This is a genomic window from Pantoea sp. y20, from assembly GCF_054903455.1.
On the sequence record NZ_CM142816.1, the window covers coordinates 1755735 to 1768696 of the forward strand.

11 protein-coding genes are annotated in these 12962 nt (G+C 54.8%); 5 read left to right on the forward strand and 6 right to left on the reverse strand.

Annotated elements, in window-relative coordinates:
• Window positions 1-66: 66 nt before the first annotated feature.
• Window positions 67-1581, reverse strand: a complete 1515-nt coding sequence (locus ACYAC5_RS08250) for an anion permease (protein ID WP_137385596.1) — start codon at window positions 1579-1581, stop codon at window positions 67-69.
• A gap of 605 nt (window positions 1582-2186) precedes the next feature.
• Between ACYAC5_RS08250 and ACYAC5_RS08255 the strand changes: the two genes are divergently transcribed.
• Together ACYAC5_RS08255 and ACYAC5_RS08260 are read left to right on the forward strand one after the other, a co-directional pair.
• A complete protein-coding gene (locus tag ACYAC5_RS08255) occupies window positions 2187-4967 on the forward strand; it encodes a flavocytochrome c (RefSeq protein ID WP_462062789.1) in 2781 nt (926 codons plus the stop codon).
• Between the two features lie 51 nt (window positions 4968-5018).
• A complete protein-coding gene (locus ACYAC5_RS08260; RefSeq protein ID WP_192413594.1) occupies window positions 5019-5978 on the forward strand; it encodes an FAD:protein FMN transferase in 960 nt (319 codons plus the stop codon).
• On the opposite strand, the gene dcuR is transcribed toward ACYAC5_RS08260, so the two are convergent.
• From dcuR to ACYAC5_RS08280, 4 genes are all read right to left on the reverse strand, one after another.
• Window positions 5972-6691 carry a two-component system response regulator DcuR gene (gene dcuR / locus ACYAC5_RS08265; protein ID WP_192413592.1) on the reverse strand — a complete coding sequence of 240 codons (720 nt, stop codon included), beginning with the start codon at window positions 6689-6691 and terminating at the stop codon, window positions 5972-5974. The two genes, ACYAC5_RS08260 and dcuR, sit on opposite strands and share 7 nt — an antisense overlap.
• Window positions 6688-8313 (reverse strand): sensor histidine kinase, encoded by a 1626-nt coding sequence (locus ACYAC5_RS08270; RefSeq protein ID WP_192413590.1) that lies wholly within the window; start codon window positions 8311-8313, stop codon window positions 6688-6690. Before ACYAC5_RS08270 ends, dcuR begins: the two co-directional genes overlap by 4 nt.
• Before the next feature lie 109 nt (window positions 8314-8422).
• Complete coding sequence (gene msrA, locus ACYAC5_RS08275; RefSeq protein WP_192413587.1) at window positions 8423-8959, reverse strand: peptide-methionine (S)-S-oxide reductase MsrA; 537 nt, start codon at window positions 8957-8959, stop codon at window positions 8423-8425.
• A gap of 63 nt (window positions 8960-9022) precedes the next feature.
• Window positions 9023-9577 (reverse strand): flavin reductase family protein, encoded by a 555-nt coding sequence (locus tag ACYAC5_RS08280; protein ID WP_462062792.1) that lies wholly within the window; start codon window positions 9575-9577, stop codon window positions 9023-9025.
• 109 nt (window positions 9578-9686) lie between these two features.
• On the opposite strand from ACYAC5_RS08280, the gene ACYAC5_RS08285 reads away from it, so the two are divergent.
• Window positions 9687-10745 (forward strand): NAD(P)H-dependent flavin oxidoreductase, encoded by a 1059-nt coding sequence (locus ACYAC5_RS08285; protein WP_462062959.1) that lies wholly within the window; start codon window positions 9687-9689, stop codon window positions 10743-10745.
• A 45-nt stretch (window positions 10746-10790) separates the two neighbouring features.
• Window positions 10791-11216 carry a thiol-disulfide oxidoreductase DCC family protein gene (locus ACYAC5_RS08290; RefSeq protein WP_110865972.1) on the forward strand — a complete coding sequence of 142 codons (426 nt, stop codon included), beginning with the start codon at window positions 10791-10793 and terminating at the stop codon, window positions 11214-11216.
• 10 nt (window positions 11217-11226) lie between these two features.
• Here ACYAC5_RS08290 and ACYAC5_RS08295 read toward each other — a convergent pair whose 3' ends face one another.
• The gene (locus ACYAC5_RS08295) at window positions 11227-12153 is read right to left on the reverse strand and encodes a LysR family transcriptional regulator (RefSeq protein ID WP_354465977.1); all 927 of its coding nucleotides are present in this window, start codon (window positions 12151-12153) and stop codon (window positions 11227-11229) included.
• A gap of 95 nt (window positions 12154-12248) precedes the next feature.
• On the opposite strand from ACYAC5_RS08295, the gene ACYAC5_RS08300 reads away from it, so the two are divergent.
• Complete coding sequence (locus tag ACYAC5_RS08300) at window positions 12249-12737, forward strand: GNAT family N-acetyltransferase (protein WP_192234213.1); 489 nt, start codon at window positions 12249-12251, stop codon at window positions 12735-12737.
• Window positions 12738-12962 lie beyond the last annotated feature (225 nt).

Consider the following 12962-nt stretch of genomic DNA (forward strand, 5'->3'; position numbering starts at 1 on the left):
ACTGGCGAGTATCATAACATTTTCACGGTAATGCGCGGCTCCGTTTTTAACATCGAAGCAACATCATCAGAACATCATCACCATCCATGGATAGGCGACAACCATCAGAAGAACCAGGAACAGCGCGCCGAAGATGGTGCCCAGGCGCCAGTAATCTTTAGTTGGCAGATAGCCGCTACCGTAATAAATCGGGCTAGGGCCGGTGCCGTACGGGGTGATAATGCCCATCACACCCAGAGAAACACACATCATCAGGCAGAACACCGGCATGTTGATGCCCGGAATGGATGCGGCGATGGTCAGCATCGCGGGCAGCAGCGCGGTGGTATGCGCGGTGGTACTGGCGAACAGATAATGCAGCAGGTAGAAGGCGACCAGAAGGACGACGGCAGAAACCTGCGGGTCATAGCCTTGCAACAGCATTGCGCCTTCTTTACCCAGCCACGCGATGAAGCCAACGCGCGCTAAACCATCCGCCAGCGCGACCAGCGTGGCGAACCAGGCGAAGGTGTTCCAGGCGGCTTTATTGCTGGTGATGTCATTCCAGTTGAGTACGCCGGTCCACAGCATCAGCACGATGACTAACAGTGCGGCCATTGCGGGCTCAATCCAGGCGGTGGCGAAGATCCACATCATCAGCGCCGCAACCACGAAGCCCAGCAGCAGGATTTCGTTACGTTTCAGTTTACCGAGTTTGGCCAGCTCAGCGGTGGCCCAGCGCGGTACTTCATCGTTCACTTTCACTTCTGGCGGATAAAGCCAGTAAGCCAGCAGCGGCATGGTGAGAATCAGCAGCACGCCCAGCGGCAGGAAGGCGAGGAACCACATGCCCCATGAGATATCAAAGCCCACCACGCTTTTTACCAGCGCCAGCGCCAGCAGGTTTGGTGCCAGAGCAGAAAGGAACATCGAACTGGTGATACAGGCGGCGGTGATGGCAACCCACATCAGGTATGAACCAATCTTACGTGCGCTAGGATCGTTCGGTTTTGAACCATAGAGCGGCGGCAGGTTAGCAATAATGGGATAGATGGTACCGCCGCTGCGCGCGGTGTTGGATGGCGTAAACGGCGCCAGCAACAGGTCAGCGAAGGTAATGGCGTAACCCAGCGTCAGGCTACGACGGCCCAGATATTTCACCAGAATCAGCGCCAGGCGGCGACCGAACTGGGTTTTATCGTAGCCTGCGGCGAACATGAAGGCACCGAAGATCAGCCAGACCGTGGAGTTGCCGAAGCCACTCACCGCCCATTTGAACGACTGCGCCGCGGTTTTGAACTTGGGATCCGCCAGTTCTGCCGGGCTAAACAGCACCCACTGGCTGAACAGCGCAATCACCACCACGCCGGTTAACCCGATAACGGCACCCGGCAGCGGCTCGAAAATCAGTCCCACAATAACCCCGACAAAAATGGCGAAGAAGTGCCAGGCGTAAGGTTCCAATCCCGCAGGAGTCGGCACCAGCAGCAACAGCACAGCCACAATAATTGGCAGGCACAACATTATCAGGCGGTTCTTTTTTTTCCCTGGTGCCGCGGGAGGCGCGGTGAGGGATTCACTCTGGGTTGTTTGTGTGTTCATAGTTTTGTCTGCAAGTTATGGAGAATGCGGATATACGCCCCGAACCAAGCTGGTTTTTTTAGTTACAAAACCCTTTTAACAGATTAGTCGTGACATTTAAAACTGAGTCTTAATAAATCGCCATTTACAAAATTCGATGCGCGAATTATCTAATGGATGCGCTTATGATGCGATTAATTAAAATATCTATTTTGATCTAGATCAATAAAATTTATTGGTGATTTTTTTGCTTTAAACCTGTGCGCCTTAATTAACGAACCATTAGGTGAGAATTAACTGTGTGAGATGAATAAAACGGCACAAATCAAGCAAAAAACAGAGAAAGGAGACGATTTATCTTTATGATAAGACTAGATTTGTTTTAAATGTAAGGAAAAAGTTGATTTTTGTCAAGTCTTGGTTAAAACTTAGCGGAGCGCAGCTTTTAGCAATAAGCCACAAATATTATTTTCATGCGTAAAACTTATATAACTAACGAATAAGGTTATGTAAGTAAATAAAATGCTATATTTGCGCCATGAAATCGGACCACTCAAATAATTATAAAATTCTCCGAACCGCCAAAGAATTGAATACCAAGTTTCTTAATTCTGGAGTTGCTCATCATGAATACGCTCACCCCGATTCTTAATCCGCTTACGTTACCGAAAGGTGCGGTGCTTAAAAACCGACTGGTTATGGCACCGATGACCACCTGTACCGGTTATTACGATGGCGGTGTTACCAGTGACCTTGTCGAATATTATCGCGTGCGCGCCGGCAGCATCGGTACCGTGATTGTCGAGTGCTGCTTTATTGATAACCGCGGCCCTGCGTTTCCAGGCGCGCTCGGTATCGACAGCGACAACAAAATCCCAGGCCTGGCGAAAATCGCCCACGCCATCAAGTCGCAAGGCTCCAAAGCGATTTTGCAGATTTATCACGGCGGCCGTATGGTTGAACCGGCGCTGATCGGCGGTAAAACCCCGGTCGCACCGAGCGCCATCGCCGCACCGCGCGACGGTGCCACTCAACCTCAGGCGCTGACTGCAGAAGAAGTGGAGGTGATGATCACCAAATTTGGTGATGCGGTGAACCGCGCGATCAAAGCCGGCTTCGACGGCGTGGAGATTCACGGCGCCAACACCTATCTTATCCAGCAGTTCTACTCGCCAAACTCCAACCAGCGCGACGACAAATGGGGCGGCAGTCGCGACAATCGCGCGCGTTTCCCACTGGAAGTGCTGGAAATCACCCACAAAATGGCTGACCGCTTCGCTGCGGCAGACTTCATCATCGGCTATCGCTTCTCACCGGAAGAGCTGGAAGTGCCGGGCATCCGCTGGGACGATACGCTCTATCTGCTGGAGAAACTGGCAGAACGCGGTCTCGATTACGTGCACTTCTCGGTTGGTCAGTTGCTGCGTCCGTCGATTGTTGATACTCAGGACCCAACGCCACTGATCACCAAATATCTGGCACAGCGCTCGCCTAACCTGGCGAAAGTGCCGGTAATCGGCGTCGGCGGCGTCGTCAATAAAGAAGATGCCGAGAACGCGCTGGAGCACGGTTTCGATTTAGTGGCGGTGGGTAAAGCCTGCATCGCCTATCCGGACTGGACCGATCGCGTCATCAAGAATCAGCACATGGAGCTGTATATCGACAGCACCAAGCGCGAAGAGTTGACTATCCCGGAACCGCTGTGGCGCTTCTCGCTGGTGGATGCGATGATCCGCGACGTCAGCGATACCGGCCGTAAATACAAAGCGGGCGTTTATCAGGCGAAAGTCGAAGCCGAAGCGCTGAAGCTGAAAATCAACGTTACCCTCGACACCGACCGTATCACCGACATCTCGCTGGTGCCGGATCCGAGCCTCGACGTCGACTTCACCAGCACCTTCGAAAGTCTGCGTGAACGCATTCTGGTGGCGAACAGCCCGCACGTTGACGCCATCACTGGCGCCACCACGCAGAGTGAAGCGCTGAAAAAAGCGGTATCGCGTGCCATGACCACCTCAAGCAAAGAGTATGTGATTGAAGAGGGCGGTAACCCGAACGCACCGGTGAATTACGATGTGGTGGTAGTGGGCACCGGCGGTGCCGGTCTGGCGGCGGCGATTCAGGCGCATGACGATGGCGCACGCGTGGTGATCATCGAGAAGATGCCCACCATCGGCGGTAACACCATCAAAGCCTCGGTCGGTATGAACGCGGCGGAAACCCGTTATCAGAAGTTGAAAGGCATTGAAGACAGCAAAGAGCTGTTCTATGAAGAGACGCTGAAAGGCGGCAAATTCAAAAACAATCCGGTGCTGCTGCGCGAATTTGTTGAGCAGGCGCCCGAAGCGATTGAGTGGCTGGCCGCCAAAGACATCGAGCTGTGCGACATCACCATCACCGGGGGCATGAGCATCGATCGTACGCACCGTCCGGAAGATCGTTCGGCAGTCGGCGGCTTCCTGATCAGCGGGCTGGTGAAAAACGTTAATCTGCGCAATATCGAAGTGTTGCTGGAAACCTCAGTGGCCGAAATTTTAGTGGAAGACGGTGCGGTCACCGGCGTGAAAGTGGTGGATGAGTACAACGACAGCCGCATCATTAACGCCAAAAGCGTGATTGTGGCGACCGGCGGCTTCAGTGCCAACCGCGAAATGGTGGTGAAATATCGCCCTGAGCTGGACGGTTTCGTCACCACCAACCATAAAGGCGCCACCGGCAGCGGCATCGCCATGCTGCAACACATCGGTGCGGATACCGTGGATATGGGTGAAATCCAGATTCACCCAACGGTTGAGCAAACCACGTCGTACCTGATTTCCGAAGCAATGCGCGGCGGCGGGGCGATTCTGGTGAGCCAGGCAGGCAAGCGTTTCTACAATGAAATGGAAACCCGTGACAAAGTGTCCGCTGAGATCATCGCGCTGCCTGAGAAGAGTGCGTGGATTGTGTTTGACGAGCAGGTACGCGCCAATAACAAAGCGGCTGACGAATACATCGCTAAAGGCTTTGTCATCAGCGCGCCAACGCCACACGAGCTGGCGGTGAAACTCAACATGGATCAGGAAGCGCTGCAAACCACGCTCGGTCGTTACAACGAGTTCGTGGCGAAGCAGGATGATGAGGACTTCGGTCGTAAAACCGCGCTGCGTCACCCGCTGAATAAAGGTCCGTACTTTGCGATTCGTATCGCACCGGGCGTGCATCACACCATGGGCGGCGTGACCATCAACACCGATACCGCGGTGCTGGATGCGCAGAAAGAGGTGATTCCAGGCGCATGGGCGGCCGGTGAAGTGGTCGGCGGCATCCACGGCGCCAACCGCATCGGCGGCAACGCGGTGGCCGATATCATTATCTTCGGTATCAAAGCCGGTCACAACGCGGCTAAACTAGCGTTAGGACACTAAGCTGTAAAGATGCCCGCCTTGTGCGGGCATCGTTTTCTTTAGAGGCATGCAATGACCGCTGGCGTCTTTTCTTACTCTGCCGTTCTGATGGGTTCGCCCATTCTGCTCAAATTGTTTGATGACAATCCCACGCTTGCCCGCCACGTATTTCAACTGATTAAACAGCAGGAAAACCTGTTCACCGTTAACCGCGCTGAATCCGAAGTGATGTCGGTCAACCACGCCGCAGGCCACCATCCGGTGATCGTCAGCGAAGCGGTGTTTGCGTTAATTAGCGTGGCACACGCCGTCAGTTTACTGCCGGACAGCGCCTTCAATTTCACCATTGGGCCGATTGTGAAGCGCTGGAAAATCGGTTTTCAGGGACGTGCGGTGCCGCCTGCGCCAGAAATCGCATCCCTGCTGAAGCTAACCGATCCGCATCAGGTCGTGCTCAATCCCGCCGATCGCTCAGTGTTTTTGCAACAGCCAGGCATGGAGATCGATCTCGGCGCCATCGCCAAAGGCTACATCGCCGATCGCGTGCAGGCGTTTTTACGCCAGCAGGGCGTGCAGCAGGCGCTGATCAATCTGGGCGGCAATGTGCAAACGCTGGGTTCGCCGCCGCACGAGCCGCAGGGTTGGGGCATTGGCCTGAAAAAGCCGTTTGGTCGTGATGATGAGCTGTTAGGCGTGCTGCAGGTGCAGGGCAAATCGGTGGTGACGTCGGGGATTTATGAGCGCTACTTCGAACTGGACGGCCGCTGCTGGCATCATATTTTTGATCCGCAAACCGGCTATCCGCTTGATAACGAACTGCTGAGCGTGACGGTGATTTCCGATCGCTCGATTGATGGCGATATCTACACCACGCTGCTCTTTGGCATGGGCGTGGAGCAAGGGCTGGCTTATCTCGCTGACCAGCCCGACATCGACGCGGTGTTTGTCACGCGCGATCGGCAGATCATCTGCTCCTCGCCGCAGCACTTTCACTTCCAGCAGCTCGATGTCGACTGGCAGCTACGTTACTGACAATATTGCTGCAGCAGCGAATGGTATTCCGGCTGCAGGCGATAGCGGTACACCGGACGGCCGGTCGCGCCATAGTGAATGCTGGTGAACAGAATATTAATCTGCGCCAGCCAAATCAGGTATTTACGACACGACACGCGCGAGATGTTCACTTCAGCTGCCAGTTCGTCAGTCGAAAATTCATGCCCCGGATGCGCATCAATCCACTGACACAGCGTGCGCAGCGTTTGCGGCGTTAAGCCTTTTGGCAGGCGCTTATTGTCGTGCTGCGTCGCCGGGCTGCCGTGAATCAGCAGATCCACATCCGCTTGCTGATAATAATGCTGATTGTCCATCAGCGATTTCTTCTGCCGCCAGCCGGTCAGCGCCTCTTCAAAACGTGGGAACTGGAACGGTTTGATCAGGTAATCCACCACGCCGTAGTGCAGCGAGGTTTTGATATTCTCCGCATCGGCCGCCGACGAAATGATGATCACTTCCACCGCGCTCTGCGCCGTGCGCAGCTCCGGCAACAGATCGAGGCCATTCTCCTGCTGCATATAGATATCCAGCAGCACCAGATCGACCGCAGTATCGCTATTGAACAGGATCTCTTTCGTCTGCTTCAAGGTTGAGGCGGTGCCACAACAGTGAAAGCCCTGAATTTGGCCGATATACGCGCGATTAAGCTCGGCGACCATGGCGTCATCATCGACCACTAACACATTGATCATGCGGATTGGTTTCCTCCATCCCAGGGAAGTTGGACTAAAAATTGGGTAAACACGCCGGGTTCTGACTCCACACTCACGCTGCCACCGATATTTTCGGTTTGCTGCTGCAGCAGAAACAGCCCGACACCGCGGTTTTCACCTTTGGTGGAGAAGCCTTTTTCGAAAATGGTGCTGAGATGATCGGCTTCAATGCCCGGACCATCATCACTCACTTCACAGGTCAGCCAACCGTTTTGGTAGTGCAGCATCACGTGAATCTCGCCTTCTACCTGCTCGCTCATTGCATCCAGCGCGTTCTCAATCAGATTGCCGATCACCGTAATCAGCGCCGCCATCTGCTGCTCATTGCCGCTGTCGGGCAGGAAGCTGGCATCGCTGATGGTCAGGCGATGGCCGCAATCAGACGCGCGGTTGATTTTGCTCAGCAAGAAACCAGCAATCACCGGCGACTTAATCTTATCGAGCAGGAAACCGATCTCCGTCTGGTAATTATTGGCGGTTTTGAGAATGTAGCTTTCCACCTGCGTGTAGTTTTTCATGTGCAGCAGGCCGAGGATCACATGCAGCTTGTTCATAAATTCGTGCGAGCGCTCACGCAGCGCATCGACGTAGTTTACCATGCCCGTCAGACGCTGCATCAGTTGACTGATTTCCGTCTTGTCCCTGAAGGTGCAGACCGCGCCGATAATCCGTCCCTGCGTGCGCACCGGCACGGTATTGCTTAGCAACACGCGGCCATTCACATTCAACTCTTCATCACGCCGCGCCCGCCCGCTGTGCAGCACATCCCGCAGATGATCGTTAATCACTGAGGCATCGTAGATGCGGTCGCCGCTGATGGTGCCCATCGAATCGTTTAGCAGCGATCGCGCCGCCTGATTCACCAGCGTCACCTGCGCCTGATCGTCCATCGCCACCACGCCTTCTTTTAGCGAGTTGAGAATCGCCTGACGCTGTTCAAACAGAGTAGAAATTTCGTAGGGTTCGAGGCCAAACAAAATGCGCTTCAGCACGCGCACCAGTACAAAAGTACCGATGGCGCCGGCCAGCGTGCCAATAAAGATGGTCCACAGGATGCTCCAGCGGCTCTCGTTGATCTGCACCGAAACGGCATCCAGCGAGATGCCAATCGCCACCACGCCAATCTGCTGATGCTGATTGTTGTACACCGGCGTAAACACGCGCAGCGCTTTCGCCAGCGAACCTTTATTCACCGAGACGTTTTCATGGCCACGCAGCGCGGGCTCCAGATCGTCACCGATAAAGTGTTTGCCAATCAGTTCAGGATTGCGATGCGAATAGCGGATGCCGTCCATGTTGGTGACAGTAATGAACAGCAAATTATTGGTCTCTTCCACCGCTTTGGCGATCGGCTGGATGCGCGTGCCATCCGGCGGGAACGCCAATGCACGCTGGATTTCCGGTGAGTCGGCCAGCGTGCGCGCCACCGCCATGGCTTTATCTTCCAGCTGCGCGCGGGTCGCTGCGCCAATCTGGAAGAAATAGAACATATGCACGCTGAGCAGCACCAGCACAATCACTGCGCTGAGCATCAGGGTGACCAGCGTATTAAGCTTCATCGGCTGCTTGCGCGCCGCGGTTCCTTGCTGTGAAGAAGACATGATCGCTCTCGGAGGAGAAGAGGGCACATATTATGACGGATAAACAGAAGAAGGTCGCGCACCATGTAAGGCCGCCATTCGTGGCGGCCTCGACATTGGCGGTACTGAATTAACTCGATTTAACGCGATTCGCAAAGCTCTTACGCAGCTTTTGCAGTTTCGGTGGGATTACCGCCATGCAGTAGCCGTTGCGCTGACCCGCGCCTTCCCAATAATCCTGATGATAACCTTCTGCCGCATACCACTCTTTCAGCGGCTCGATGGTGGTCACTACCGGATCGCTCAGGTTCTCCTGCGCGCGCGCAATCGCGGCAATCGCTTCGGCTTCCTGCTCAGCATTCGCCGGGAAAATCGCAGAGCGATATTGGGTGCCCACATCGTTGCCCTGGCGGTTCAGCGTAGTGGGATCGTGGGTGGCAAAGCTGATATCCAGCAGATCGCCGTACTTCACCTGCTCTGGATCGAAACCGATGCGAATCGCTTCTGCGTGGCCGGTCGCACCGCTGCACACCTGCTCGTAGGTTGGATTCGGGCGTGCGCCGCCGGTATATCCACTCTCGACTGACTCCACGCCAATCACATCTTTAAACACTGCTTCAGTACACCAGAAACAGCCACCTGCGATCACCGCATATTCGGTTGCCATTATATCTACTCCTGTCAGGGCGAAAGAATCAAAGTGGGGGCAAGCCCATATCAATTCAAGCAGTTAAATTAACATTTCAGGCTTAAAGTCGCCGCGCTTGTCGAGCCGCAAATTGCTCATCACGCTGAAGCGTCCTTCGCCGGTGTAGTGCAGCGTCGGCGGAAACTCCGGCGTTTCCGCTACATGCGCTTTAACGATCTCAAAGATAAAGAAGTTGTAGTTATCTACCATGGAATCGTCATACAGCTGGCACTCAAAGCTGGCAAAGCAATTGCCGATTAACGGCGCATTGACCACGCTTGCCGGTTCGGGTGTCAGATTGAAGGCATCAAACTTATCGAGACGATCGCCGTGGCTGTTACCGATCGCCACCACGCTGTCCACCAGATTGGCCGACGGCACGTTAATCACGCACTGGCCGCTCTGGCGAATCAGTTCATGGCTGTAATTGCCGCCGGCAATCATGCAGCCAACCAGCGACGGCGAGAACTCCAGAATGGTGTGCCAGCCGAGCGTCATGATGTCGCGATGATCCTCAAACTGGGAACTCAGCAGCACCACCGGACCCGGCTCCAGATACTTCCGCGCTTTGCTTACCGGAAAGTCGATTTTATGCATCGGGATTCTCCTGTTGTAGGTACAGACACATTAAGTGTAGATGCCAGCCTTTACCGAGCCGAAAAATCGCGGCATGTTATCGGCTACCTCTTACCAACAGGCCAATAATATGAACAACATCCTGTGTCAGACCCTTAACCTTCGCTATCCGATCATTCAGGCGCCGATGGCGGGCGTCTCGACGCCGGAACTGGCGGCGGCGGTGAGCACCAGCGGGGCGCTGGGTTCGATCAGCGTGGGCGCTTCAACGCCGCAACAGGCGGATAGCATGATCCGCAAAACGCTCGCCCTGACAGCCGCGCCCATCAACGTCAACGTCTTCTGCCACGCGCCGGTGCAGCGCAATCCTCAGCAAGAACAGGCGTGGATCGCTCGTTTCAAGCCGGTGTTTGCTCGCTATGAAGCGACACCGCCCGATGCGCTGTCAGAGATTTATCAAACGTTTGTGGATAATCACGCGATGCTGGATGTGCTGCTGGACACCGCGCCCGCCGCAGTGAGTTTCCACTTTGGCTTGCCGTCCGCCGCTGTTGTGCAGCGCTTGAAAAGTCGCGGCATTATCACGCTGGCGAGCGCCACCAGCGTTGCTGAAGCAGGTGCCATCGAAGCCGCTGACATCGATTTTATTGTGGCGCAGGGTATTGAGGCGGGAGGGCATCGCGGGATATTCCATCCAGAAAAAGACGATCAGCAGCTCAGCACCTTTACGCTGGTGCAGGCGATTCGCCGGGCGTCGCGGCTGCCGGTGATTGCCGCCGGCGGCGTGATGGATGGCGCGGGCATGGCTGCCATGCTCAAGCTGGGCGCGGCGGGTGTACAGCTGGGTACCGCGTTTATCCTGTGCCCGGAATCCGCCGCCAACGCGGCATATCGTCAGGCGCTGAAAAGCGCGCAGGCCAACAGCACCGAGATGATTGCCGCCATTTCTGGCCGATCGGCAAGATGTCTCACCAACGATTTTTGCCAGCTGGCGCGCGAGTTCGCGCAGGATGCCATTCCCCCTTATCCACTCACCTACGCGCTGGGCAAAGCGCTCGCTGCCGCCGCCGCCGCTAAAGGCGCGCACGGCTTTGGCGCGCAGTGGGCCGGGCAGGGCGCCGCGCTGGCGCGGGAAATGCCGGCGGCAGAATTAATTAACACGCTGGTGGCGGAGTGGCAGGCGGCGTAACGCAGCTTTTCTGCTGCGACCATCTCTAGGGTTGAGGAGACGATGATGACAAACCCAGCCGGGATAAATCCCGGAGAACAGGTCGTTTTATACGACGGCGTATGCAAACTGTGCAACGCGTGGGTGATGTTTCTCCTGCGTCACCGCATTCCACGCCATGTACGTTTTGCGGCGGTTCAGAGTGAGCAGGGGAAAGCGCTATTACGTTTTGTCGGTCTGCCAGATGAAGATATTCGCACCATCGTTTTGATTGATGGGCAAAATCATTGGCTCCGTGCGCAGGCAATTTTCCGCATCATGCACTATATGCCGTGGCCGTGGCGCGTTTTGTCTGTCGTGAGGTTTATGCCTGACGTTATCAGCAATTATTGTTACGACCGCATTGCGCTAAATCGCTATCGGCTTTTTGGTCGCTACAACGAGCATTACCCCATTAAATCCGATTATCACGGACGATTTCTAGACCAGTAAAAATCGTCCGTTAATCCTCGAAACGGTACGCTTGCTGCGTAATGGTTTTAGCCATCATCGATTTAATCCATTCCGTAGGTTCCCGTTTACCGCTGCGTTTGTGTGAATAGATTTTCACGGTGAACTTTGGCGCGGGAAACGGCAACCTGAATGAGGTCACATCGGCGGCCTGTTTAATTTTACTGGCAACGAAAGACGGGATCGCCATCAGCAATTCACTTTCCGCGATAATAAAGGGCGCACTCAGCATTGACGGCGTTCTGATGGCGATGCGGCGTTTAAGGCCCATGCGCGCAAGATGGGAATCCAGCAATCCCTGCTTTTCATTCCACGGCGTAACCACCAGATGCCCGGCGGCAAGATAGTCGTCAAGATTCAGACTGCTGCGTCGCGCATTGGCAATCACCATAAATTCATCACTGAATAAATCGGTCTCGTCGAGATCGGGATGATGCATGCTATCCGGCTCGCTAAAACTCAGTGCCATATCGATTTCACCCGCCAGTAATTCAATCAGCGCCGGATTATGCGGCAAATGGCAGAGTTCAAAACTCAGATTGGGTGCCGTATCAGTCAGCGCATGCATCAGCCGCGGAAAGACACAAAAAGCGGTGTAATCCGTTACCGCAATTCTAAAACAGTCATCACTGGTCAGCGGATCGAAAGGCTGCAGCGGGCTGAGATGCCGATTTAATCCGGTTAACGTTTCGGCAATATAGGGTGCCAGCTGGCAGGCATAGACGCTGGGACACATTTTGTGGCCTTCGCGGTAGAACAGCGGATCTTTAAAAAACTCACGTAATCGGGACAGCGCGTGGCTTAACGCGGAAGTACTCAAACTGAGCTCAATCGCCGCCAGCCTGACCGAACGATGTCTGAAAACTGCGTCGAAAACGGGGAGGAGATTCAAGTCCAGTCGACGCAGCACATGATGCATGAAATTCACCTATCATTGATTTTATTGCACTTATTTCATCGAACAATACCCATTATGCTGGGCAGCATCAATCTGATTAAATAAGAAAATAATGCATGAAGATGACTATTCGGCCAGCCAATCCTGATGACGCGGACGCCATTTACGACATGATTGCTGAGTTGTCGGTTTATGAACATGGATTACAGCCGTCATCAACTACCGTTGAAGAGATCAGATCGACGCTATTCAATCCCGAAAGCCATAGCGAGGCGTTGATGTGCGAGATTGATGGCATAACCGCCGGGTATGCAGTGATTACCCGCAGCTACTCGGCGTGGCTGGGGCGTCGCGGACTCTATATGGAAGACTTGTACTTCTCGCCCAATTTTCGCGGCCTCGGTGCAGGCAAAGCGCTGCTGCAGTATGTCGCGCAGCACGCGGTCAATCATCAGTGCAACCGCATTGAGTGGAGTGCGTTAGATTGGGATCAGTCGGCCAGAGAGTTCTATCTCAGTATTGATGCGCTGCCGTTAAATGAGTGGGTGCGTTATCGGCTCGACGGGGCGGCATTAGAGAAATTTGCTGCCGCCACGCCGCAATAGTTCTCTGCCACAAAAGGCCCGCCAAAATGGCCTAATGCTCATGTCAGCCAGGCCAACGACGAGTGTGCAGGCCGGTGGCACTTTTGGGCCGGCTGTCCTCGCGCCGCTAACGCGGTTCCTTCACTTCGCTCGTCAGCCTAACGGACCGGCGAAGACGGGACTTCCCTGTCCCGGCTTCGCCTTTCGCCCGCGTCCTGCGGGCTCTCCTGGCTTCCTCGCTTCGTT

Bases quoted from the DNA above. Each gene is read 5' to 3' on its own strand.
- ACYAC5_RS08255 (WP_462062789.1), top strand. From the start codon at position 2,187: ATGAATACGCTCACCCCGATTCTTAATCCGCTTACGTTACCGAAAGGT.
- ACYAC5_RS08280 (WP_462062792.1), bottom strand. From the start codon at position 9,577: ATGCATAAAATCGACTTTCCGGTAAGCAAAGCGCGGAAGTATCTGGAG.
- ACYAC5_RS08285 (WP_462062959.1), top strand. From the start codon at position 9,687: ATGAACAACATCCTGTGTCAGACCCTTAACCTTCGCTATCCGATCATT.
- ACYAC5_RS08300 (WP_192234213.1), top strand. From the start codon at position 12,249: ATGAAGATGACTATTCGGCCAGCCAATCCTGATGACGCGGACGCCATT.
- msrA (WP_192413587.1), bottom strand. From the start codon at position 8,959: ATGGCAACCGAATATGCGGTGATCGCAGGTGGCTGTTTCTGGTGTACT.
- ACYAC5_RS08270 (WP_192413590.1), bottom strand. From the start codon at position 8,313: ATGTCTTCTTCACAGCAAGGAACCGCGGCGCGCAAGCAGCCGATGAAG.
- ACYAC5_RS08290 (WP_110865972.1), top strand. From the start codon at position 10,791: ATGACAAACCCAGCCGGGATAAATCCCGGAGAACAGGTCGTTTTATAC.
- ACYAC5_RS08260 (WP_192413594.1), top strand. From the start codon at position 5,019: ATGACCGCTGGCGTCTTTTCTTACTCTGCCGTTCTGATGGGTTCGCCC.
- ACYAC5_RS08295 (WP_354465977.1), bottom strand. From the start codon at position 12,153: ATGCATCATGTGCTGCGTCGACTGGACTTGAATCTCCTCCCCGTTTTC.
- dcuR (WP_192413592.1), bottom strand. From the start codon at position 6,691: ATGATCAATGTGTTAGTGGTCGATGATGACGCCATGGTCGCCGAGCTT.
- ACYAC5_RS08250 (WP_137385596.1), bottom strand. From the start codon at position 1,581: ATGAACACACAAACAACCCAGAGTGAATCCCTCACCGCGCCTCCCGCG.